We start from the raw sequence: 23,509 nt of genomic DNA on the forward strand, positions 1-23,509 counted from the left end.
TATGATCCCAGAAATTGGTTATTTTTCTTTAACGCTTGCCATGGTGCTAAGCGTTTTACTGTGTATTTTTCCTCTTTGGGGCGCGCATACTGGTAATCTTCGGTTAATGCGTGCGGCTCCATCTTTAGCAATAGGCCAGTTTGCTTTTGTACTAATCTCTTTTGCTGCACTTATTTATGCAAGTTTAACAGACGACTTTACCGTATCTTACGTAGCGTATCATTCAAGTAGTACGCTGCCTTGGTACTATAAAATCACCTCTACGTGGGGCGGTCATGAAGGTGCTATTTTATTATGGTTAGTAATGCAAGCGGGTTGGACTGCTGCTGTAGCAGCGCGTTCTAAATCATTACCTTGGGTATTACGTGCTCGCGTACTGGGTGTACTTGGTTTTTTAGGTGTAGGTTTTATGATGTACACCTTACTGCTTTCAAGCCCGTTTGAGCGCCTACTTCCTTATTTTCCGGTAGAAGGGCGTGACTTGAATCCGCTGCTTCAAGATCCAGGTATGATTATTCATCCACCATTACTGTACATGGGTTATGTGGGGCTGTCGGTTGCTTTCTCTTTTGCTATAGCGGCATTGTTAACAGGTAAACTTGATAACACATGGGCTAAGTGGTCACGCCCGTGGACGATGACTGCGTGGGGTTTCTTAGGTTTAGGCCTTACTATTGGTAGCTGGTGGGCGTATTCAGAACTAGGCTGGGGCGGCTGGTGGTTTTGGGATCCAGTAGAAAACGCAGCGCTTATGCCTTGGCTTGTTGCAACCGCATTACTGCATTCATTAAGTGTGACAGAAAAGCGCGGTATATTTAAATCATGGACAGTATTACTCGCAATTGCAGCATTCTCTTTAAGTTTACTAGGTACGTTTATTGTACGCTCGGGTATTATTGTATCGGTACATGCGTTTGCTACAGACCCCGATAGAGGCTTATTTATACTCGCCTTTTTAGGCATAGTGGTCGGTGGTGGCTTGGCTTTATATGCAATGCGTGTGTCACAAGTTCACAGTGAAGGACGATACAAGCTGGTATCGCGCGAAGTGGCCTTATGGCTCAATAATATATTTTTAGTTGTTGCTACATTAATTGTTATGTTAGGTACATTGTTGCCAATGGTTCATAAAGAAATGGGCTTAGGTAGCATTTCTATTGGCGAACCGTTTTTTAATAAGATGTTTGCAATAATTTTAGTACCATTTGCTATTTTGATGGGTATCGGACCACTTTTACGTTGGAAGCAAAACAAGTGGGCTTTTTTGCAAAACAAAATATTAATGGGCGTATTAGCAAGTGTTGTGATTACCTGCGCTTGGTTATTCTCAAGTTACGATTTAGTAAAACCACTTACGTTATTAGCGACAACACTGGCGGTTTGGATTGCAATATCAACAGGGATTGATATTTACACCAAAGCAGCTGTGCACGGGAGCTTAAAAGAAGGCTTAAAACGCTTTACTGTAAGTTACTGGGCTATGGTACTTGGGCATATTGGTATTGCATTTATTATTGCGGGCGTAACACTTACCTCTGCTTATTCAGTAGAGCGAGATGTATCGATGAAACCGGGTGAAATAGCACAGCTTAATGAGTATGAATATCGCTTTGATGGCGTTAAAACTATTCGTGGGCCAAACTACAGCGGTCATGCGGGCGTTGTATCTGTGCTTAAAAATAATGAGCTAGTAACACGTTTACACGCTGAAAAACGTAAATATGACATTGGTATGCAGTTTATGACTGAGGCGGCAATAGATGCCGGTTTTAAACGTGATTTATATTTAGCATTAGGTGAGCAATTAAGTGGTGATGCATGGTCACTTCGCATTTATCATAAACCATTTGTACGCTGGATATGGATTGGTGGCGTGCTTATGTCATTTGCAGGTTTCATGATTTTGTTTGATAAACGTTACCGTACATCAGCTAAAACAGCCCGTAAAGATGTACCGGAGAGTGTTTTATGAACCGTAAAATTTTAGCTATTGCGCCGCTTTTAGTGTTTGCTTTTGTGTGTGTATTTTTATACCAAGGTCTTTTTGCCAACCCTCGTGAAATTCAAACAGGGCGGATAGGTCAAGAAATGCCAGCGTTTAATTTACCTGATTTAATGCAAGACAATAAGCAGTGGACCAACGAGTCGTTAAAAGGTGAAGTTTACTTATTAAATGTATGGGGTACGTGGTGCCCAACATGTTTAGTCGAACTTGGTTATTTAACTAAGTTACGTGAGCAAGGCGTTAAAATTATTGGACTATATTACGTACAAGGTTACGACTCTGATTTTGATGGCCCGTTTGATATGCAATCACTTCGCAGCGAAGTCACTGATATGCTGCAACGTGCAGGTGACCCTTACCAATTTAATATTTTAGATTTACACCGTACTTTGTCTTTGGATTTAGGCGTGTCGGGTGCGCCAGAAACTTTTTTAGTCGATAAAAACGGCACTATTTTGTTACATCACACCGGTGATATAAATCCGCGAGTATGGCGAGCTAAATTTGCGCCAATTATGCAGGAGCTTAAATAATGAAGTGGTTACTACTTACGCTTAGCCTTTTTGTAAGCATGGGTGCGTTTGCACAGCAAGATCGCTATCAATTTGATAACAACAAACAAGCAATATTGTTTGAAGAGTTAACCAAAGAGCTACGTTGCCCTAAGTGTCAAAATCAAAACATTGCGGACTCCGACGCTGTTGTTGCTAAAGACTTGCGCGATAAAGTACTCGTATTGGTTAAAGAAGGTAAAAGTAAAGACGAAGTGATTGATTATATGATTGACCGCTTTGGCTATTTTGTTCATTACGACCCACCTGTTACACCCGCTACTTTAGTGCTGTGGGTACTACCTGTGTTAATTGTAATTGTTGGCTTTGGTTTTATTGTTATTCGCCAACGAAAAGCATCAGTAAAACAAACATGGAGCAGCGACGATGAAATGCTGCTAGCGAAGCTAATTGAACAAAATAAACGTCAGGAGCAAAGCTAAATGATTTTAATGTGGGCGTGTTTTGCCTTACTCACACTGGTTGCTCTTAGCTTTGTTATGATACCTTTTTTAAAAAAAGAGCGTGTTCAAACGATTACTCATAACGCCAATGCTGAATTAATTAGTATTTATGAGCAGCGTTTAGTCGATTTGCAAACTGATTTAGATAATCAACGCATTGATAGCGTAAACCACGCAGAATCAATTGTTGAATTAAAACGTCGCTTATTGAACGAGCTATCACCAGAGAAATCACTTAACAGCAAAGGTAATAACCGTATTTTTGCTTTAACAGGCGGTGCATTTGTTCTTGCACTTACAGGGATTTTTTATAGTTTTACAGGCAGTCAGCAGCAAATTTCGGCTTGGCATGACGCAATGGATAATTTAGCTGATTATGGCGAGCGTGCTGTAATGCAAAAAGGTGAGCCGCTTAGTCAAAATGAGCTGCAGGCTTTTGCATTGGCGCTTCGTACTAAACTTAGCCGCTCTGGCGATGATGAAGTTGCTTGGATGCTACTTGGTCGAGTGGCTATGTCGCTTAATGAATTTGACATGGCGCAGCAGTCATTTGATAAAGCACTACGTATGAACCCTGATAATATGCAGGTTCTTATTAGTTACAGTCAGGTTTTATTACTTGAAGGTAGCGAAGCTAATATGACTCGCGCGGCAGGTATGCTTTCAAAAGTGCTAAACGTTGAGCCTACTAATTTAGATGCTATTTCGTTACTAGCCCTGATAGCGTATGAACGTAAAGATTGGCCGCAAGCTAAAACTGCATTTGAAGTTTTATTGGCGAGCATGGAAAAAAATGATTCACGTTATAACATGATCTCCGAACGTATTGCTGATATTGAGCAACAAATGCAAAGTGAAGGCTCAGTTATGCCAGTTACTACTACAACGGGTGCTATTGCAGTTACAGTCGACATTGCAAAAGAGCTTATTGATAAACAGCCAAAAGACGGTATTTTGTTTATATTTGCAAAAGCTGCAACTGGCTCACCTATGCCATTAGCTGCTGTTAAGCTGACTAAATATTCATTTCCAATTACAGTTGAGTTGAGTGATAGTAGTGCAATGGTTGCAGGGCTTAACTTATCTAGTGCAGAAAATATTATTATTTCGGCGCGTATTTCTATCGATGACTCTGTTATGCCAAGCTCTGGTGAGCTAGAAGGTCATTCACAGGCGTTAAAGCGTGAAAGTGTAAGTGACTACCAACTTCAAATTGATACATTAATACCTTAAGGACGTTAGATGTTAAAACACAGTTTTACTTTTTTATGTTTATTGATACTAGCCGGCTGTGCTCAAGTACCTCAAAGCAAAGTAGATGACAGAGATCCGCTGCAAAGTATTAATCGTCCATTATATGACTTTAATATGGATGTACTGGATGCTTATTTATTGCGCCCAGTTGCTGTAGGTTATGTTGAAGTAACGCCTGTACCGGTAAGAAACGGTATTGTTAATTTTACAGGTAATATCACCGCACCTGTAGATATGATCAATGCGGGTTTGCAAGGTAAACCGGGTAATGCAAGTGTGAGCTTAGCACGCTTTTTAGTTAACTCTACTGTCGGTCTGTTTGGTATCTTTGATGTTGCAAGCTCACTAGGTCTTGAAATAGTCGATGAAGACTTTGGACAAACGTTGGGTGTATGGGGCGTAGGTGATGGCGCCTATTTAATGCTACCAGGTATGGGGCCAACAACAGCACGTAACCTGACCGGTGATGTAGTCGATAACTTTGTATTACCTGAAGTTGCGCTAACGACTCCACAAACTATTTTAGTATTTGTTTTAAAAGCAGTTGAGGCGCGTGCAGCTTTAATACCACAAGAAGGGCTATTAAATGATTCACTTGATCCGTACTTATTTGTAAAAGATATTTACTTCCAGCGTCAAATTTATGAGCTGTACGATGGCAATCCACCAGTTAAAGAAGAGCCAGCTGATTTTGATGAAGACTTTTTAGAAAGTTTATAATTGAAGCCACTAATAAAAACGCCAGCTAAATGCTGGCGTTTTTATTTACTGTTTATATAGAATCTGAACTTTGGCTAGAGAAAAATAAACTTAGATATCATTATAATTCAATATATTAGTAAATGTTTTAACCAGAGTTCGGGTTACTTATTTTTCGTTAACTATTAACTGCATTTGCTCATTAACCCAAGTCAGTGCTTCATGATAGGCATCAGGAACTTTTTCACCTAGGTTTAGCTCTTTCGTTAATTCGTTTGCGGCTGACCAGTTAGCTTGTTCATAATACTTAACTAAGTTTAAATATTTTGCCAGCAAGCCTTCATCGTTTAATAACGCTGCTTTTATGTCATTCGAAAGTGGAAGCTTTTTCATAACGCTTTCCATACTCTCATCTAAAATAGCATCCATAAGAGACATCATACCGGTTAAAAATGCCATGCCGGTATCTTTAAATTGTCCATGGGATATAGCGAGTAACTCACCAAAACGAGCGCGCGTAAGCGATAGCCTAATTAGCTCTATAGGTTTATCTGCTGATACTTGCGCTGCAAATAATAATGATAATAGTTTTTTAATTTCGTTAGCGCCAAGCACTATAAGGGCTTGCTTAATGGTACTTATTTCAGCACGCCTTGCAAAGGCAGCAGAATTTGAATACCTAAGTAATTTGTAAGATAGGTTTACATCACGCTCAAACACATCAGTGATTTTTTTAAGATCCATATCAACGCTTGATGTTTCGTAAAGTAATTCAGCTAATGCCATTTCTGAAGGCGGTAGAGCCTTACTTTGTACCATTTCAGGTTTTGAGAAGAAAAATCCTTGGAAATAATCAAAACCAAGCTCTAGAGCTTGTTGGTAAATTTCATAGGTTTCTACTTTTTCGGCAAGTAACTTAATATGCGAGTGCAGTTTTAAATCATTAAGAACCGTTTTTATTGTATCTATATCAGATGCTAAAAAGTCTATTTTAATAATATCAATAAATGGATAAAAGTGGCGCCAAACAGGCTGATGAATATAGTCATCAAGAGCAATAGTGTAACCTTTATCTTTTAGATCTTTCACTATGGCTAATAATCGCTTCCCAGGTTGCACAGTTTCAAGGATTTCTACAACTACAGTATCTTTGCCCAGTAGTGTTGGGTAGCCTTTTGATAGCGTTTCTAGGGTGAAATTTATATAGGCGGGTTTATTGTCGGTTAAATCTTCTAAGCCGAAATTAAACTGACTACCTTCAATTAGTCGTGTAGTTGCCTCGTCACCGTCTATATCGGGAAATACGTTATCAACGCCATCGCGAAATAAAAGTTCATATCCGATGAGCTTTTTATCTCTGTCTAAAATAGGTTGGCGTGCAGCGTAAAAATACATAAACAGTTCCGTAAGAGTAATCTAATTAGTTATTGTAATAATATATGGCAAAAGACTCAAAATAGCATTACGTATATTTGCTAGATTAATAAATTATCATTAAAAATTAAGGTCTTTCTAGTATTTAATTTATTATATTTCACCAATTCGCTTTAAAATTATTCAACATGAGTATTTTTGTATCAGGTGAGGGCAACAAGTTGGAGATTTTATTATCAAGCATGATATAGTCAGCGAGAATGGTTTTTACCCCAATAGTGTCTTAACTATAAAATTTTAAGAGTCATTATTTGGATTAAAGCCTATTATTAATAATTATGCGGAGGCTAATTTGGAAACAGGAATGATTATTTCACTAGCATTATATTTTATTGTAATGTTAGGTATCGGACTATATGCATATAAGCAATCTACTGACGATGTATCTGGTTACATGTTAGGTGGACGAAATCTATCTCCAAGTGTAGCTGCACTGTCTGCAGGTGCATCTGATATGAGTGGCTGGATTTTAATGGGCCTACCTGGTGCGATGTTTGTTACTGGTTTTAGTAGTACATGGATAGCAATTGGCTTGGTGATTGGTGATTGGTGCTTGGTTAAACTATCTGTTAGTTGCACCGAGATTACGTGTTTACACTGAAAAAGCAAATGACTCTATAACCATCCCAGACTACTTTTCAAATCGCTTCAATGATAAATCCAACCTATTACGTGTTGTATCAGCTGTGGTAATTATTGTTTTCTTTACTCTTTATACTTCATCTGGTGTTGTCGCTGGTGGTAAATTGTTTGAAAGCTCATTTGGTTTAACTTATGAAATGGGTTTATACATTACAACGGGCGTAGTTGTTTTATATACCTTGTTTGGTGGTTTTTTAGCTGTAAGCTTAACTGACTTTGTGCAAGGTTGTATTATGTTCATTGCACTTATTCTAGTACCAACGGTTGCATACTCTTTGCTTGAACAACCTTTAGAATCAACTTTACATAGCGTAAATCCAGATATGCTTAACTGGATTGGTGCAGGTTCTGCATTAGGTATTATTTCTGCAATGGCTTGGGGTTTAGGTTATTTTGGCCAACCACATATCATTGTTCGTTTTATGTCGGTACGTAGTGTTAAAGATATGCCTAAAGCACGCCGTATTGGTATGACATGGATGATTGTTGCTGCCATTGGTGCTGTTGGTACTGGTATATTTGGTGCAGCTTATACTTATGAGAACAACATTGTAGTTGAAGACCCTGAAACAATTTTCTTAATTCTTTCTGAGTTGCTGTTCCACCCACTTATTGCTGGCTTTTTACTTGCTGCAATTTTGGCTGCGATTATGAGTACTATCTCATCTCAATTATTGGTTAGTTCAAGTTCATTAACAGAAGATTTCTATAAAACATTCTTACGTAAAGATGCCAGTGATAAAGAGCTAGTTGCTGTTGGCCGTATAAGTGTTGCCGTAGTTGCTATGTTCGCTATTTATTTAGCTTACGACAGAGATAGCTCTATTTTAGACCTAGTAAGTAATGCGTGGGCTGGCTTTGGTGCTGCGTTTGGACCACTGGTATTGTTTAGCCTTTATTGGAAACGCATGAACTTTGCTGGTGCGTTAGCTGGTATGTTAGTAGGCGCATTTACTGTGCTAATTTGGATATATGGACCATTTACTATCAATGGTGAAAGCTTAAGTAGCTTTATGTACGAAATAGTACCGGGCTTTATTTTAGCGAGTATTGCAATTGTTGTTGTTAGCTTAGTAACAAAAGAGCCTGAGCAAAACATCACTGCTTTATTTGATGAAGTAGAAAAAGAGCTTTAATTAGCAATTACTACTTATTTTAAAGTGAGTAGTAATTAATACCAATCCGCAATAATACTTAATCATTTTGCGGGGCTAAACGTGTTGCTACCGGCGTTAAAAAATTCTCATTTAGTACAACTAAATATCGAATTTTTGCCTAGCTATCAACACGTTTTTCCACCCTAAAGAGATCATTTAATTAAGCGAATTAGTATAATAAAAAAGGGAGCAACTTAGTTGCTCCCTTTTTTATTTAGTTTGTCCCGTTCGAGGAGGGAACACTCTATGAATTAACTTACTTTTTTATCGTTGTTATCTTCAATTGATGCAACGTTATCTGACTTTTTACTTTTTGCTGGCGCTTTGGTAACAGCTGGATCTTTGCCACCTTTTAATATGGTCATAAAATCATCTTTGCTTTTCGCTATCTCTAAAGCAAGTGATTCAATTTGTTGCTCACTAAGCGGTACGTCTACCTTTTCTAGCATCAGCTCAAGTGATTCTGCTATATCGAGCATCTTGTCATAAGCATCAGCTTCTTTTTTGGTAGTAAACGTCATACGCTCGACTCCGTTTCGTTCTACAACATATTTAACAACAACAGCCATGATTTCTCCTGCAAAATTGCTTGGCACCGTGGTTTTTAAAAAACCATTAGATTACTGTTTTTATGTACAGTAATGGTTTGTAAGTAAATTTGCAAGCGCGAAGTATTAATTTTTAGGTGTCTTAAATTTGACAAAAAACGGTAACTTTACTTTAGTTAAGCAATCACTTTGTTGTACCAGCTGCATTTTCAGGATTTCGGATCATAGTGATAATGCGTTTAGGTACACTTTAAGTGATGAACTTTACAGTTCCTTATTTATTGATTTCCTGAGCAATACTCAAAATTAAGAAAAGAAGAATAAGGACAAGTTTAATGAAAACGTTAAAAAATTTACTCATCATAAGTTTATTATGTTTACTACCCGCGACTACCGCGTATGCACAATTATCAGAAGTAACTAAGCAAATGCCTCAAGCTGAGACAATTAGTATAAATAATGCTGATGCAGAGATGCTTGCTAAGTTACCTGGTATAGGTAAGAAAAAAGCGCAGGCAATTGTGGATTATCGTGAAGAAAATGGCGAATTTAAAAGCGTTAGTGATTTATCGCAAGTTAAAGGGATTGGCAAAAAGCTTTTAGCTAAATTAGAGGGGAAACTTACACTTTAATATTTCTAAATAGTAATCAGGGTGCTAGGCGCCCTGATTAAATTGTTTTAGCGCATCGCTTAAGTGCTTTTTAGCAAAGTTAATTTCAATAGGTGTAGTTAATAGTGGATAGCACAATCCGCCAAGTATCAAAAATGGTATTAATATCCAACCTTTAAATACAGTGAATATTAAAAATAGTGGGCTAAGTAATAGCAACTTTATAATACGCAATAGAACTTTATCAGTTGGCGATAGCTGACTTAATGCAAGCGCAATTACGTCTTGACGCTGGCGTACTTTTAAATGCTTAAGCTGGTCTAATTGGCTTGAAAAAAATGTAAACATATCAAATCGACTTTTTAATTGATAAACGGGCAATAATTATAATAAATAGCGTTAGTGAGAAAATCCCAAATATCACTTCCATCCAAGCAGGCATGCTCATGCCAACAAACTGCCAATCTATATTTCCACAATCCCCGGTAGCTTGAAAAAAGCTAGGTATCCATTCATGTAGTGGCATAAATGATGGGAAATTTGGTTCAAACTCGCAGCTAAATGCAAAAGGGTCTGTGGTGGTCTGCATATCAATATGTTCGCGAGCAATTAAGTATCCCCAAACACTCGATATTCCCCAAATAACATACGCTATCATACGCACAGTTTTACTTTGTGGTTTACTTGAGCCTACAATCCCTGCGCCTAATAACCCCAATACTGCAGTGCGTTGATATATACACATTATGCAAGGCGCTAACCCCATTTTGTATTGAAAGAAAAGAGCGGTAACTTCAAGTAAAAAAACGATAGCTGTAAATAAAAGCCACGGGGTTCGTTGGGTAGGTAATTGTGCAAGCCAGTTCATAAAAATTCCGCGTTTTAATAGGACGTTAGATTATGACGTAGGATAAAGTATGCAGCAACAAAAAGGAAAAAAAAGCTACCGAAGTCGCTTTTTATAAGATGAAATTAATGACTACTCAATTCAGCCTTAGCAAAGGTTAAATGACGTTCTATTATTTTCCCATCGATACATAAGCTCAGTTATATTGCTTACTTATACTAAGGTGATGCATCATCTAAAGAATTTTTATGGTTGCACTTTTTTGTACTTTTTCTTATGGCAAGTGCGGGATAAGTTAATTAAGCTCAGGCGCTGCGTAAATAAAAATATCTCCATAATAACAATGTACCTACAATGAATATTACTCTAGATATTCATGCATTGTAGCTAAATTAGAGAAACCCAAATTTAATTATTTATTAATTTTAAATTTCTACCCATTTGCTTTATTGATCATACATACATCACATAAGAATCTCACACACTGAAAAAGGCCAATTTATAGCTTTTAATTAGCCATGTGAGAATCTCACACCACGCATAACGTGAGATTTTTTTTAAATATACACGTATAAGTTGAGATTTTTTAGACGATATAGCGGTGACCTAATGTGCGTTCAGTTACTAATTATGAACCAAGCCCATGTTAGTTTCATATTTCGCAAACTTAACATCCTATAGGGATGTTCGAGGAACCTTATACAAAAGAGGTTTCATTAAAGACAATTTTTTTGATTAAGAATAATTGAAACTACTTAGCAGCAGTATTATACATTTCTGAATTTATTAGTGGTATGTTAGTAGCATATGGAGTTTTAAATACCAAAATGGTACCAACCATTTTTAAAGGGATATTACATGGAATTCATTTTTATAATCGCAGTTGTTATATTGATAATTTGGTTAATTACCAGTCCACGCTCAAATTCAAATAAAGCAAAATCTGGATCACTAGGTAATCCAAGCCCGAACATAAAAGACACTCTTGATAAGTCAGCCTCTAAGTCTTCTATATCTGATCTTCAAAATGACGAAAGCAGCCCAATAAAGTCTATTAAAATTAATAATGCATCAGTAAGTGTTGAGCTACACAAACAAACAAATGAATTAACAACTTCAAAGCAGCTTAGTCCAAAACCTCGCATCACTGTTGTTAATACACCTCCCACAATTATAGAGCGTGCCCATAGTTCGAGAAATTCTGAAGACGATTTAGCCACATTTAATATTTTTGAGAGTAATGTATCTGAAGACACCTATATCAATAAGGGTAAACAAGCTCAATGGTTAAGCAAGGGTCAAGAAGTTACTATTCACAGTCGAAAGTTAAAAGGGTTTCTGTACGTAGGTGGGGTGATGGAATCATTGGTTGGTTATCGCTCTGAACCAGCATTAATTTGTGCAGACTTACCAGTAATATCACCACGGACTAATTCAAACGAATTCCCAACTGATGAATCTTTAGGCTACTGGCCAAGCTACGGTTTATTATCTAAAGAGTCTAGAGGTGCCTACCTTGATTGGTTAGCAACCGATAGAAGTGCGGGCAACACCCCAATAGGCTTTGTATTTTTGTACTTTTACGGATTTGAAAGATTTGTTGTTGAGAATGGTCAAGATAATAAAATTGAAGAGGAACAATTTGAAGATATTTTTGATGAAGTACTTCGTTTACATAAAGTGTTTGCTTCAAATCGCTCTTTTGCTTGTTATTCAGCAAATCTCTTAGAGTTTATGTATTTAGTTAAACCTAAATTATTTGAATGTAGAAAGCATAAATTACCAAAGACACGTCATTCACTACTTTTTAAATTACGTCTTTCAGAGCAAATCGTTGCTACAGAAAGAGTGAGTGATGAGTTAGCACTTGAGTGGATTAAAAATACAGACCAATACAATTTAAAAACCGCAGCTAGGCGCTGCGATATAGAGTTTGATTCACTTTTTAAACTTTACTACAAGCAAAAATTCCCAGAGGGAATGCAAGTGAAGCCCAATAAAACCAAATTAAACGCAGAGTACTTTGCCGCCAGCGGTGGTATCCCTAGTATTAAAATTTTACTCGACGGTTTGCCTGATCCGAGCATATTAAAAGCACCTATAAAAAAGCTTATTCCAATAGCAGATAAAGTCACTGAGGAGCTAGCTAGTTATAGCCGTTATTTAGCTAAGGCTGATACAAGCAAAGATGATTTAGCTGCATTAATGCTGTTGCCTCGTGTCATTGCTAGCAGTCAACCGTCACCATTAATCGAAAAGTTTAAAGCGTGGGCTAAGGCCATCATTTTAGAAAATGATGGGGTAACAGATGTATCTGAATTTTGGTTGCAAACAGGCTTACCAACACCGAAAGCGATAAATAAAAAAGAAGGTGAGCTCATTTATAACTTAGCGAACTTTGCTGATATTGGTATTGCGCCTGACTTACGTTACCACCATACAAAACCCAAATTAGATGGCAAACTTGTACTATTTACTCCAGGGCATGAGGAAGAATTCGTCCCTAGTCATGCGTTTAACCAAGTGGGTGTCGCACTGCGTTTAGGTGCTATGGTTGCAAATATAGATGGGGTTGTGGATGAATCAGAAAGTTCTGAGCTAGAAAAGCTAATTGCTCATGATGAAAAATTAACGGATATAGAAAAGCGATCTCTAAAGGCTTATCTTACATGGCGACTAGTTACACCATCGGATAATACGGGTTTAAAAAATAGACTTAATAATTTAGGTGTAAAAGAAATAGAATTTGTGAAAAGGTTTATTCTGTCTATTGCGCTAGCAGATGGCAATGTCGATAACAGAGAAGTAAAGCAAATCGAAAAACTCTACACAAATTTAGGACTGGATAAAGAGTCTGTTACGAGTGATATTCATCAGCTTACTACAAGTAGTCACCAGCCAGCGCCACGTAGTCAAAGCTCATCAGAGTTTAGCTTAGATGAAACAATATTAGCCCTTCATGAAAGCCAAACAACAGAAGCTAAAAACATGCTGGAACAGATCTTTACCTCAGATGAAGATGAAAGCGATTATATTGAAGTCCCAGAGCTGACAAACGAAGTTGATGGATTAGATCAGGCTCATAGTCAGTTGTTTGAAAAGCTATGCGCTAAAGCGCAATGGGGTCGCGAAGAGGTAGCCCAAATGTGTAGTGAGCTAAAATTAATGGTCGATGGTGCTATAGAAACCATTAATGACTGGTCATTTGATTTAGTGGATGCACCAGTAATTGATGACGACGGTGATATATACATTGATGAAGAAATAGTCAAAGAGATAAGGGAGTTATAACAATGGCAGCAAAAAAAATTAGATCAAAAGAGCGCGATGCAATTATACAGTCTCTTAAATCGGGTGTTACCCCAAAAGTCGGCATACAGCATATACAAGTAGGTCGTGGTAATGAGCTTAAAGCGCTCATTAAAGATATCGACAGAGTGACAGAGGGCGGCTCTGCTTTTCGGTTAATTATTGGCGAATACGGCTCAGGTAAAACATTCTTTTTAAGTGTTGTAAGAGCGATCGCATTAGAGCGAAAGTTAGTTACTGTTAATGCAGATTTATCTCCCGATCGTCGTATTCATGCATCATCTGGACAAGCCAGAAACTTGTATTCTGAGTTAATGAGAAACATGTCTACTCGTAATAAGCCTGATGGTAATGCATTGACCAGTGTGGTTGAAAAGTTTATTACCGAGGCACGAAAAGAATCAGATAATACAAGCAAAGAAATAACCACAGTGATTCACGAAAGGCTCGCGTCTCTCTCTGAGCTTGTAGGTGGTTACGACTTTGCAAAAGTTATAGAAGCATACTGGACTGGCCATGAAACAGATAACGAGCAACTTAAGAACAACGCTGTAAAATGGTTAAGAGCAGAATATGCAACAAAAACAGATGCTCGCAAAGATCTTGGTATAAGAAGTATTATCTCAGATGCTTCGTTTTATGACTCTCTAAAGCTTATGAGTTTATTTGTAAGGCAAGCTGGCTACGAAGGGTTATTAGTTAACCTCGATGAAATGGTAAATTTATACAAACTCAATAGCACCCAAGCACGATTATCAAATTACGAGCAAATTCTTAGAATACTCAACGACTGCTTACAAGGATCGGCTGAGTACTTAGGGTTTTTACTCGGTGGTACACCCGAGTTTTTACTTGATCCAAGAAAAGGGTTATATAGCTATGAGGCGCTGCAATCTCGCCTAGCTGGCAACACATTTGCAAAACAAGCCGGTGTTATTGATTACTCATCCCCTGCATTACACTTGGCAAGTTTAACGCCAGAAGAGTTATTTATACTACTTAAAAACCTTAGACATGTTTTTGCATCAGGCGATGAATCGTTATATTTAGTACCTGACGAGTCCCTCAAAGCATTTTTAGTCCATTGCAGTAAAACAATTGGAGACGCTTACTTCAGAACGCCAAGAAATACGATCAAAGCGTTTTTAGATATGCTTGCCGTGATTGATCAAAATCCAAATATTTCGTGGGACAGCTTAATAAAAAATGTTGATATTGCAGAGGAAAAACCTTCCGATGTAGAGCTAGACATTGAATCTGAAGACGATGAGCTAGCTGACTTCAAATTATGATTGACGCACACGAAAAGCTCGATTTGCGCATTCAGCAGTGGATTTTTAAACAAGGCTGGGATCGGCTCAGAGAGATTCAATGTTTAGCAATTGACCCTATCCTATCAGGCAATACTGATGTGCTTATTAGTGCCTCTACTGCCGCAGGTAAAACCGAAGCATTTTTTTTACCTGCAATAAGTAGTATCGCAGATGAAGTAAGTGGTGTGGGCATTTTATATATCAGCCCACTAAAGGCGTTAATAAACGATCAAGACCGAAGGCTAGAAAGCTTGTCAGATTTGTTAAACATACAAGTTACACCTTGGCATGGTGATAGTCCTCAAAGTCGAAAAAATAAGCTGAAACGAAATCCATCAGGCATTATGTTAATAACGCCAGAGTCCCTAGAGTCATTATTAATAAGAGACAGTGGCTGGGTAAAGTCTGCTTTTCAGAATTTAAAGCACATAGTTATAGACGAATTTCACGCATTTATTGGCACAGAGCGAGGCCATCACTTGTTGAGCTTACTGCACCGCTTAGAACACCTTGTAGGCCGTATAAACTCACCAATACCCAGAACCGGCTTTAAGTGCCACTTTAGGTAACTTAGAAAGTGTCCCAGCATCTTTAAGACCTAATAAATCACTGTCTTGTAAAATAATAAAGCAAACGCAGTCTTCATCATCGTTAAAAATGCAAGTGAAGGGATATATTGAGAGCGCTGTTGTGGCAGATGAGACGGTTACTGCGGAGCAAACCGTATGTAACGATTTATATGGTCTTTGCCGTGGTGGAAACCACCTAGTGTTTGCAAATAGCAGAAGTCGCACCGAAAGTATTGCGACCACTCTTGCAGAGATGTGTGAGAGCAACACTGTGCCTAACGAGTTTTTTCCACATCACGGCTCGTTAGCCAAAGAAATGCGAGAATCACTTGAGGCTCGGCTTCAGCAAGATCAAATTCCCACGACAGCAGTGTGTACTATGACTTTGGAGTTAGGCATTGATATAGGCAAGGTTAACTCTGTCGTGCAAGTTACTGCGCCGCATTCTATTGCAAGTTTACGGCAGCGCATGGGTCGTTCAGGTAGGCGTGGTGGCGCTAGTATTTTGCGAATGCTGATAACTGAGGCTGACCTTACAGAAAAATCGAGTATTGTAGATAAACTGCGGCTTGAATTGGTTCAATCGCTAGCGATGATACGGTTATTGGTTGCAAGTAAATGGTATGAACCAGCAGACACTTCGCTCTATCACTTTTCAACATTACTTCATCAAGTTTTAGCTCTCATCGCGCAATGGGGTGGTATAAGAGCAGATCAAATCTACGTATTACTTTGTAAAGACGGGCCATTCCAACAAGTTACTGTTACTCATTTTAAAGATTTGCTATCTCACATGGGTAAGGTAGATCTTATTACCCAGTTAGGAAGTGGTGAACTGGTTTTAGGTTTTATGGGTGAAAAAGTAACAAATCATTATACGTTTTATGCCGTCTTTAAAACCCCTGAAGAATTTAGAATTGTAACGGGTAGTAAAACACTAGGGACATTACCCGTAGATAGCCTTATTTTAGAGGGCCAACATATTGTATTTGCGGGTAAACGTTGGGTGGTTGAGCTAGTAGATACAGACAAAAAAGTGATTTCAGTACAGCATGCAAAAGGAGGGAAACCACCTAAATTTGGTGGTTCAGGGATGGCTGTACATGATGTAGTGAGACAAGAAATGCTTAAAATTCTGAAAGAAAGTGACTACAGAGTTCAAGTTGGTGAACAAAGAATTGAATTTGGTGATGCAGTTGCCCAAGCACTTTTTAAAGAGGGGGCAGACTTTTTTAAAACTGCAAAACTTGAAAGTACATATTTCTTACAGCATGGCAATACAGCCGTTGTTTTGCCTTGGGCCGGTGATAAAGTTGTAAATACACTTGTTGCAGTACTTATACACAAAGGGTTTGGAGCGGGTGCATTTGCAGGAATTATAGAAGTTGAGAATACCTTAATTGATCATGTTATCGGGGCTCTTAAAAGCTTTCGAGATGATAAAACCATATCAGCAATTGATTTAGCTGATGCTATTGCAGAAAAAACTATAGATAAGTTTGATGAGTATTTACCTCAAGAAATTCTTGCACAAGGGTATGCTGCAAGAACTTTTGATGTTGAGAAAGCACAGGTATTAGTTAAAGAATTACTCTAAGACAGTAGAAAGCTATTAATAGCAACCTCTTAGATTATTTGTAAAACAATGCCCCCCTCTTCACAGAGGGAGGTTGAGTTGTCTGTTTTTATGCAGCTCTTGCAACTTCTTCAGCTCAATTAGCTTTAAAGTTGAGTTATCTGCTTTCCAGTCAGAGGATTTGATTAATCCGCTACTAATTGCATTTTTGATGATGTTGGGTGATATTTTGGCAATTTTTGCACATGTATCAATACTGATTGTTCTGGCTTTAGACGATTTCAAATGACGTTCGCCTACTTTTATCAGCTCATCACGGTTGAAGTAAATTGAATCAAGGAGGTTATTCTTACCTTGATAATAAAAAGGTAAATCTTTCAAAAATATTGCTAATAAAAGATCTGATTTTTCCATCAGGTATTGCTCGACAAACTTTGTGGCTTCCATGAAATCGACTTCATTTATGACTTCAGAGGTTGATTTAGTTACCAGCTCTTCTATTAACTGCTTGGCATCAATTAAACCATCGACTTGATATCGGTTTGTATTGCTGAATCGTAGAATATTTTTGTACCACAGAGGCTTTAAATCAGCTGCGTTGAGCCCTAGACAAGATGCGAGTATCCTTATTTCCAAAGGCTTGCTTGTGGAAGTAAGCTGGAGAGAAGGCTTTCTATTGCCGATTTGAGCGCGCTTTATCAAGTTCCAATCTCTATGAATATGACATGATAAGGAATAAAGCTCAGGATATGCCAGGTTTTTAGGATAACCAGCTGGCAGCCCTTTGCTAGATATTTTTGCTAGCCAATGCCCTAATGCTTCATTATTAGTTAACAAGTCAATTCCTGCGGTTAGGATTTTTGGTATGTCTTTATAATTAAAATAGGCTTTTCTTTTAAGCTCTGAAATTTCAAGAACGTACAAACCTGCAATAATACAGTCTTCTATATTACCGGTTGTGAGCCTTTTAATCTTTTCATCCACCGAAAGCTGAAGAAGTTTTCTTCCACAATATTCATTGCTGCAATACCCTTGAAGTAAACTTGCGTTAAATTCCAGTTCGTGTTCGCAGTGAGGGCATACATCAATAAGCATGACCTGGTGCTTTGCACAGTGCGTATATCTTGGGTCTTGCCAATTATCTCTATGAATAGGGTTTTCATTCAAGCATTTTAGACATGCTCTAGCGTGGAGAATTCGAGCACTGGAACAGACTTTTGGAAAAGGGCTCCCCTCCGTTTCTGAAAATGAAATAGGGCGTTGTATGAGTGAGCTGATATTGTTGATATCAGCTTTTTTTAGATTATTGCGAATTGCTAAGTTAAATACTTTCTTATTAACAATGTCTTCTGGTTTCATAAAACCATTTCGCATTGCAAGACGAAGAATGTAGCCAGCCTGGCTTTCTCCAACGAAAGGCCTAACTCGAATTGGTAACCTAGCCATGTGTGAACGTTTCCTTTAACTTGCGATCTAAATCTTCAATATTGCGTTCAGTTTGCTGTGCATTAATCATGTCAGCATTAAACGGGTTGTCTTCGCTATTTCTGATAGCAAATTTATACGCTTCTTCAAATGCTCTTATGTACTGAGCTGTATTCTTGTAATCAGCGGGTAACATCTGTGCATAAAGCTTATTAAGGAGCCCATGCATGCCATTTGTTGCAATATAAATGCGGTTGAGTAAGTCTTTATGTGACTGAGCCGTTAGCCTATTAAAGCCATATTTAAGTTGATAAAAATTAACCATGCTTATCCAAGCTAGGCACTGGCTTGGACAGGGACTAAGTTGATGTGGGGCTAGAAAACGACGGCTTAATTGCTCTTCTTTATCTCCACCTTTGTAGGCGAGTTCGATAATTCTTTTAGCCAATGGCGTTCCCATTAAAATTACAGGGATGCTAGCTTTGTCTACTAGACCTGCAAATTGTTTTGCCATTTGCTGAGCTCTGATACCGTCTGTATCAGGTAAGCACTCTTGAACCTCATCAATAATAATAAGCTCAACACTTTGTTCATTGAGTAGATGTAACAAACGTTCAAGTGCAGTATAAGGCCTTTCTTTGCTGTTCATTACAGTGCACCCTAAAGCCATTAAAATTTGATGAAGCAAGTCAGTTGGAGTTGATGTTGCACCTAACTTAACGTAAAGCACTGGAATAATATTTTTTTCATCTAACTCAGATTGAGGGAATTGTTGGGTATACGTCTTAGCCAAATATGATTTGCCAACACCAGAAACCCCCGTCAATAAGCCTGAGTAGTTTCTATTCTGATGAATCTTGCTAATGTATTCCCATGCTTCCGTTGTAGACGAATGGCAATGGAATGTGCCACTTTGCGGTACATATAACGAACTTGGTGATGTATTAAGAGTAGTGCTTACCATTTTTCATAACCTTCCTTGTTTCTGAAGTGAGAGTCATCCTGATTCTCTTGTGAGAGATCCGTACCTAGTAACGGATCTGTGCGTTTAGATTGGCGTTCATGGGGAGAGCTATTAGATTGCTTAATGATATCTTTAGTAGATCGATCATCTATTAAGTTTTGCTCCATATTTTGCGTTTGCTTGCCATTACGTATTTTTCGACGTTTACGTTTTATAAGCTCAGCTTCGCCACAATATATTGAGCGACGAATAGGTGTACTGTGATTCATATTGGCGACCTCAAATGAAATTGCCACCTGTTCATCAACCAAATCGATGTTGTAAGCAATGATTTTTGTAACATGAGTGTCGCCAGGCAATGTGACCGCAAGGGTTACAGCCCTGCAATCTTGTGTATCATGCAATACCGATACTTTAGGGTTTTTCCCTGAAGCTTTGCCGGTTTTAAGCTGCCAATATAGGTTTTGAACCTCTTCACCATAAAAGTCCTGTTTGTTGAATCTGAATTTACCAGTCTCGTTTAAGGTAGTCTCCCCCTGAAAAACATGGAAACTGGTTTTTAGATGTTCATAGTGGCACGGAATCAATGGGTACTCTAGGCAAGAAGCTTCCCATACTTCCTGGGGAGTTTTGCCATTGAGTTCATTGTGTGGCTGATTTACATAATGCACTAAAAAATCGTGGAGATTCTGAACGAAGCTATCTACCGTCATGGCGGCAGCTTGTTTTAGCGTTTCATCTGTAGGGTTCCTGTTAGTGTTTTTCCCTTCATAACGCTTACCTTTGTATCCAGGCACGCCATGCACGATTTTATTGCCAACTTTAAGCTCAGCGCTTTCTAAAAACTCACTTCGGATCGTTTTATTAAATGATTCTACAAAAGGTTTTTTGTAGGGCTGATTGCTTGGCGCGTAAATCAGTTCACACTTCAATGATTCAGCTGTTTTTGCAAATGTTTCATTATTGAACCCCGGACCATTATCGCAAATTATTCTGATAGGTATGCCAAATGCATCGAGTTGTTCACTCGCGGGTATAACAATATTGCGAAGTAAGTTAACGCCACCGATAGCCTTTTCGGCTTCACCAAACTCCACAGTGACTGCAATCGGGTAGCGAGAATGACAATCAATGGCAATATATAAAGCGACTTTTCCAGTAACTTCTCCAGTAGTATCATCAATTAGGCGAAGATTAAGCGCTAATCTATCTGCTTCTATACGCGTAAGTACTCGATCCGTTTTGATGCGAGTTTTGTATGTTCTCATTAGCTTATTGACTTCAGCTCTGTTGCCCGAAGCTTCGGCACGGTCTAGATCGTTGAAGCTGTGATGGTGCTTTCTAAATTTTTCTCTACTTACGATGGTAATGGTAGGGTCATTCATCTCGTTGACCCAATTCTCATACTTTGCATGTCCTACAGCAATACTTGGAGTTATTTTTCCCATCATGAACTTTTCGTAACCCTCCCACATGATTTGTTCAGAGCGAGAGTCTGTTGTATTTCTCTTAGACTTTCGTTTTGGGAGATAGTCAATATGACTAAACCCAGCGTCTTTAAACCTCTTCCACCACCTTGATAAGCTTGATTGGCTTGGATGCTTTACCTTAACAACTGTCCCTGGTTTGCTATTTATTGTTTGCTGCTCTTCCACTTCAGCTATAACTCGTTTATAAATTGATAACGTGGTCATATGTGCGTTTTCTTCTTCAAAAATCTTTTTCATTAAAGAAAGGTAAGGTGCTTGCTTTTCTTTTATTAGTTTTTGGAATGGATCTAATGCTGAATGAGGTGAATTAGGGGTAACTGGTATCAAATAAGTTTTTAAGGCAAATGCAAACTCATTACGAGTAAAAGTTTGCAGCTCCTTGGTTTTAATATCTCTAGTAACTACGTTTAATTGATCGCAAAGCAAGATATCGAATTTACGATCTTTATCATCTAATAGTTGAGAATAAGGAAGTATATTCATCGAGCTTAATTTCTCAATTGAGTGCTGTCAGAAAGCTTTACAGTATTGTCAAACCCGATGTGTGAGTGAGCGAGTAGAGCAAAAGGAACAAATGGGCTAATGCCAATAGATTCAGCTTGTTTCCTCAAATCACCAAAAGTAGTTGGGAATGAATTAACTAAAGGTAATAATTTATGAACTTCGCTCGGTTCTGTTCTTAGGTAGGGGTAAAGTGTTTTAAAGTTGCCAATAGTAATTGGGTTTAAATCCTTTTCAGTGACAATACGAACAGGGCGCCCAGTTAAGCGCTCAATATACTGCGCCTTTTCAGTAAACTTGTTTATAAAAGTTTTAGAATGCACGTACTTGTATGGATGCGGGTCAAAGTAAATACTAGAACCATTTTGAAGCTCAACTAATACATCGGGCGTATAGCGACCTGCTGGTGTATCCGCACTCTCTGGTTGGGTTGTATAGGCAGACACTCGTTCGTCAAATTCGAGCCAATACAAAAAGTCTAGCTCTAATGTTGATTCAACCCAAACATGGCAATTGTTCTTTAAACTGTAAAAGTAGTCTACGGGCCTATCTCGCCTGATCCTACGAAGTGTTCGCTGTTGCATAAAATTCTCCAAACATCCTGTTTATAGCTGCGTCATTCCTTGTGATTGATGAGCAAGTCATCATTTGAAGATGCATACTTGAGACTAGCTAAGTTAATCTGTTTAATTTCCGTATTGCACTCAATCTTCATTAACGATCATAGCAGATAATTTCCAGATGGATTTCGTTGGTATGAAATAAAATCAAATAAAACAATGCTTTAAATAATATAACCAAGCAGTAAACAAAGATGAATAAGCACTTTCTTTGATAAATCAGCTAACTAGTCTAAATGATGAGAAATTTTTGATGTTGATAATTTTTTTGAGAAACTTGTTGTATTCGAATATAGGTATCTACAGTATTAACATTTCCACTTCTAGTACCTTTGCGAAGTTCGGCTGTGAGTGATGAAGAGACGGTCACGATAACTTTATGTAATTAGTTTTATTCTGCAAAGCCGGCTATCGTCTAACTCGTATTTGCCCCTTTATGAGTTAACGTAATTCTCTAAGGTCGCCTTTGAGCGAGAAGCGGTCATTGATATTGGCTAAATATCGTCGTTAATTGATTTGTTAAACTGTTCTTTGCGCATATATTCATGAAAATGAGCGATGCGCGCATATTGTTCCATTTAACTTTACTTAAAAGTTTTAGAAAACTTAGTTATAGTAATACCTTAGATAATTTGTTAAAACTATATAAAGTAGATAAATGAGCGTTAAGTCGGCAGAAATATGCGCGCTGAGCGCACTATTAAATTGTTATGCCTCACAGCCAAGTTACAATCTCATTCAAATTAGGAGATAGAAAATGAAAATAGTTACCGTCATAGCACTCTTTTGTGCAGCAGCAGTTGTTCCGTCATTCGCTCAGGCATCACTTTATGACCCATCAATCGAGCACGAGCCGAAGGATGGTGTCGTCAAACTGTATGGTGCTGGGGGGCCGAATACCGCCTTCAAAAAAGTCGCTGAGGTCTGGGAAAACCGTTCGGGTACCAAAGTGGAAATTATCGCCGGGCCTGAAAGCAGATGGTCTGCTGATGCGCAGGCAGATGCCGATATACTTTGGGGTACTTCGGAGCAGTCGATGACGGCATTCCTGCTAACCTACAAGACCTTCGACCCCAGCAAGGTCGAGCCGATCTATATCAGGCCCACCGTTATAGCCGTTAAGGCCGGCAACCCAAAGAATATTCAGGGCTTTGACGCGCTTCTAGTGGAAGGAATGAAAATCGTCGTTACGGAGGGCAAGGGCATCTACAACACCTCCGGAACTGGAACATGGGAAGACGTCGCCGGACGCATGGGCTCGCTGAATGACGTCGCGCAGTTTCGGAAGAATATCGTGTCGTACTCGCTCGGCTCTGGCGCCAGCTTCAATGCGTTCAAGGAGCTGGACGCTGATGCCTGGATTACCTGGCCGAACTGGCCAATCACGCACCCCGATGTATTGGAGCTTGTTCGCTTAGATGAAGGCCGAACGATCTGGCGAGATGTCAATGTAGTCATCTCACCTGACGCAGACCGTGAGGCGCAGATGTTCCTAGACTTTCTGGTTACCGAAGAAGCGCAAAAGATAAT

Annotated in this window: 19 protein-coding genes and 1 pseudogene; 12 read left to right on the forward strand and 8 right to left on the reverse strand. The window is 38.6% G+C overall.

The window, feature by feature from the left end:
- Position 1 precedes the first annotated feature (1 nt).
- From L652_RS0105805 to L652_RS0105825, 5 genes are read left to right on the forward strand one after another with little or no spacing between them, the layout of a single operon-like run.
- Positions 2-1,972, forward strand: coding sequence for a heme lyase CcmF/NrfE family subunit (locus tag L652_RS0105805; protein ID WP_002959282.1), 1,971 nt, complete (start codon positions 2-4; stop codon positions 1,970-1,972).
- On the forward strand, positions 1,969-2,538 hold the full coding sequence (locus tag L652_RS0105810; RefSeq protein ID WP_024595354.1) for a redoxin family protein: 570 nt from the start codon (positions 1,969-1,971) through the stop codon (positions 2,536-2,538). Before L652_RS0105805 ends, L652_RS0105810 begins: the two co-directional genes overlap by 4 nt.
- Positions 2,538-2,999: a cytochrome c-type biogenesis protein gene (locus tag L652_RS0105815; RefSeq protein ID WP_002959280.1), complete on the forward strand. Its 462-nt coding sequence runs from the start codon at positions 2,538-2,540 to the stop codon at positions 2,997-2,999. Before L652_RS0105810 ends, L652_RS0105815 begins: the two co-directional genes overlap by 1 nt.
- The gene (gene ccmI / locus L652_RS0105820) at positions 3,000-4,253 is read left to right on the forward strand and encodes a c-type cytochrome biogenesis protein CcmI (RefSeq protein ID WP_024595353.1); all 1,254 of its coding nucleotides are present in this window, start codon (positions 3,000-3,002) and stop codon (positions 4,251-4,253) included.
- A 9-nt stretch (positions 4,254-4,262) separates the two neighbouring features.
- On the forward strand, positions 4,263-4,994 hold the full coding sequence (locus tag L652_RS0105825; RefSeq protein WP_024595352.1) for a VacJ family lipoprotein: 732 nt from the start codon (positions 4,263-4,265) through the stop codon (positions 4,992-4,994).
- Between the two features lie 147 nt (positions 4,995-5,141).
- On the opposite strand, the gene L652_RS0105830 is transcribed toward L652_RS0105825, so the two are convergent.
- On the reverse strand, positions 5,142-6,368 hold the full coding sequence (locus tag L652_RS0105830; RefSeq protein WP_024595351.1) for an HDOD domain-containing protein: 1,227 nt from the start codon (positions 6,366-6,368) through the stop codon (positions 5,142-5,144).
- Between the two features lie 331 nt (positions 6,369-6,699).
- Here L652_RS0105830 and putP point away from each other — a divergent pair.
- Positions 6,700-8,185 (forward strand): annotated as a pseudogene (putP, locus tag L652_RS01000000123330) (sodium/proline symporter PutP).
- A 272-nt stretch (positions 8,186-8,457) separates the two neighbouring features.
- Here putP and L652_RS0105840 read toward each other — a convergent pair.
- Positions 8,458-8,775, reverse strand: a complete 318-nt coding sequence (locus tag L652_RS0105840; RefSeq protein ID WP_004335683.1) for a YebG family protein — start codon at positions 8,773-8,775, stop codon at positions 8,458-8,460.
- A gap of 314 nt (positions 8,776-9,089) precedes the next feature.
- On the opposite strand from L652_RS0105840, the gene L652_RS0105845 reads away from it, so the two are divergent.
- Positions 9,090-9,386, forward strand: coding sequence for a helix-hairpin-helix domain-containing protein (locus L652_RS0105845; protein ID WP_024595349.1), 297 nt, complete (start codon positions 9,090-9,092; stop codon positions 9,384-9,386).
- Between the two features lie 24 nt (positions 9,387-9,410).
- On the opposite strand, the gene L652_RS0105850 is transcribed toward L652_RS0105845, so the two are convergent.
- Positions 9,411-9,713, reverse strand: coding sequence for a DUF6170 family protein (locus L652_RS0105850; protein WP_024595348.1), 303 nt, complete (start codon positions 9,711-9,713; stop codon positions 9,411-9,413).
- A gap of 1 nt (position 9,714) precedes the next feature.
- Complete coding sequence (gene dsbB, locus L652_RS0105855) at positions 9,715-10,233, reverse strand: disulfide bond formation protein DsbB (protein WP_024595347.1); 519 nt, start codon at positions 10,231-10,233, stop codon at positions 9,715-9,717.
- A gap of 837 nt (positions 10,234-11,070) precedes the next feature.
- Between dsbB and L652_RS0105860 the strand changes: the two genes are divergently transcribed.
- The 4 genes from L652_RS0105860 to L652_RS01000000123335 all read left to right on the forward strand — a co-directional run bounded on the left by L652_RS0105860 (position 11,071) and on the right by L652_RS01000000123335 (position 17,000).
- A complete protein-coding gene (locus L652_RS0105860; RefSeq protein ID WP_024595346.1) occupies positions 11,071-13,503 on the forward strand; it encodes a TerB N-terminal domain-containing protein in 2,433 nt (810 codons plus the stop codon).
- A gap of 2 nt (positions 13,504-13,505) precedes the next feature.
- Complete coding sequence (locus tag L652_RS0105865) at positions 13,506-14,813, forward strand: ATP-binding protein (protein ID WP_024595345.1); 1,308 nt, start codon at positions 13,506-13,508, stop codon at positions 14,811-14,813.
- Positions 14,810-15,403 carry a DEAD/DEAH box helicase gene (locus tag L652_RS1000000125320; RefSeq protein ID WP_253947690.1) on the forward strand — a complete coding sequence of 198 codons (594 nt, stop codon included), beginning with the start codon at positions 14,810-14,812 and terminating at the stop codon, positions 15,401-15,403. Before L652_RS0105865 ends, L652_RS1000000125320 begins: the two co-directional genes overlap by 4 nt.
- Positions 15,404-15,524: 121 nt before the next feature.
- Complete coding sequence (locus L652_RS01000000123335; protein ID WP_253947689.1) at positions 15,525-17,000, forward strand: helicase-related protein; 1,476 nt, start codon at positions 15,525-15,527, stop codon at positions 16,998-17,000.
- 60 nt (positions 17,001-17,060) lie between these two features.
- Here the strand turns inward: L652_RS01000000123335 and L652_RS0105875 are convergent, their stop codons facing one another.
- The 4 genes from L652_RS0105875 to L652_RS0105890 are packed head-to-tail and all read right to left on the reverse strand — an operon-like array spanning position 17,061 to position 21,943.
- The gene (locus L652_RS0105875) at positions 17,061-18,425 is read right to left on the reverse strand and encodes a TniQ family protein (protein ID WP_024595344.1); all 1,365 of its coding nucleotides are present in this window, start codon (positions 18,423-18,425) and stop codon (positions 17,061-17,063) included.
- Positions 18,418-19,368, reverse strand: coding sequence for an ATP-binding protein (locus L652_RS0105880; protein ID WP_024595343.1), 951 nt, complete (start codon positions 19,366-19,368; stop codon positions 18,418-18,420). The genes L652_RS0105875 and L652_RS0105880 overlap by 8 nt, the downstream gene beginning before the upstream one ends.
- Entirely contained in the window at positions 19,362-21,341 is a 1,980-nt protein-coding gene (locus tag L652_RS0105885; RefSeq protein WP_024595342.1) for a DDE-type integrase/transposase/recombinase, read from the reverse strand. The genes L652_RS0105880 and L652_RS0105885 overlap by 7 nt, the downstream gene beginning before the upstream one ends.
- A gap of 5 nt (positions 21,342-21,346) precedes the next feature.
- Entirely contained in the window at positions 21,347-21,943 is a 597-nt protein-coding gene (locus L652_RS0105890) for a hypothetical protein (RefSeq protein WP_139015384.1), read from the reverse strand.
- 793 nt (positions 21,944-22,736) lie between these two features.
- On the opposite strand from L652_RS0105890, the gene L652_RS0105900 reads away from it, so the two are divergent.
- Positions 22,737-23,509, forward strand: a 773-nt coding sequence (locus L652_RS0105900; protein WP_024603361.1) for a substrate-binding domain-containing protein, incomplete at its 3' end; no start/stop codon positions are given.

Source organism: Pseudoalteromonas sp. TB25, assembly GCF_000497995.1.
GTDB lineage: Bacteria > Pseudomonadota > Gammaproteobacteria > Enterobacterales > Alteromonadaceae > Pseudoalteromonas > Pseudoalteromonas distincta.

What these genes read in the sequence shown, in the direction of transcription:
- ccmI (WP_024595353.1), top strand. Translation starts at nt 3,000, where the DNA reads ATGATTTTAATGTGGGCGTGTTTTGCCTTACTCACACTGGTTGCTCTT.
- dsbB (WP_024595347.1), bottom strand. Translation starts at nt 10,233, where the DNA reads ATGAACTGGCTTGCACAATTACCTACCCAACGAACCCCGTGGCTTTTA.
- L652_RS0105815 (WP_002959280.1), top strand. Translation starts at nt 2,538, where the DNA reads ATGAAGTGGTTACTACTTACGCTTAGCCTTTTTGTAAGCATGGGTGCG.
- L652_RS0105880 (WP_024595343.1), bottom strand. Translation starts at nt 19,368, where the DNA reads ATGGTAAGCACTACTCTTAATACATCACCAAGTTCGTTATATGTACCG.
- L652_RS0105885 (WP_024595342.1), bottom strand. Translation starts at nt 21,341, where the DNA reads ATGAATATACTTCCTTATTCTCAACTATTAGATGATAAAGATCGTAAA.
- L652_RS0105840 (WP_004335683.1), bottom strand. Translation starts at nt 8,775, where the DNA reads ATGGCTGTTGTTGTTAAATATGTTGTAGAACGAAACGGAGTCGAGCGT.
- L652_RS0105845 (WP_024595349.1), top strand. Translation starts at nt 9,090, where the DNA reads ATGAAAACGTTAAAAAATTTACTCATCATAAGTTTATTATGTTTACTA.
- L652_RS0105825 (WP_024595352.1), top strand. Translation starts at nt 4,263, where the DNA reads ATGTTAAAACACAGTTTTACTTTTTTATGTTTATTGATACTAGCCGGC.
- L652_RS0105805 (WP_002959282.1), top strand. Translation starts at nt 2, where the DNA reads ATGATCCCAGAAATTGGTTATTTTTCTTTAACGCTTGCCATGGTGCTA.
- L652_RS0105850 (WP_024595348.1), bottom strand. Translation starts at nt 9,713, where the DNA reads ATGTTTACATTTTTTTCAAGCCAATTAGACCAGCTTAAGCATTTAAAA.
- L652_RS0105860 (WP_024595346.1), top strand. Translation starts at nt 11,071, where the DNA reads ATGGAATTCATTTTTATAATCGCAGTTGTTATATTGATAATTTGGTTA.
- L652_RS0105810 (WP_024595354.1), top strand. Translation starts at nt 1,969, where the DNA reads ATGAACCGTAAAATTTTAGCTATTGCGCCGCTTTTAGTGTTTGCTTTT.
- L652_RS1000000125320 (WP_253947690.1), top strand. Translation starts at nt 14,810, where the DNA reads ATGATTGACGCACACGAAAAGCTCGATTTGCGCATTCAGCAGTGGATT.
- L652_RS0105830 (WP_024595351.1), bottom strand. Translation starts at nt 6,368, where the DNA reads ATGTATTTTTACGCTGCACGCCAACCTATTTTAGACAGAGATAAAAAG.
- L652_RS0105890 (WP_139015384.1), bottom strand. Translation starts at nt 21,943, where the DNA reads ATGCAACAGCGAACACTTCGTAGGATCAGGCGAGATAGGCCCGTAGAC.
- L652_RS0105875 (WP_024595344.1), bottom strand. Translation starts at nt 18,425, where the DNA reads ATGGCTAGGTTACCAATTCGAGTTAGGCCTTTCGTTGGAGAAAGCCAG.
- L652_RS0105865 (WP_024595345.1), top strand. Translation starts at nt 13,506, where the DNA reads ATGGCAGCAAAAAAAATTAGATCAAAAGAGCGCGATGCAATTATACAG.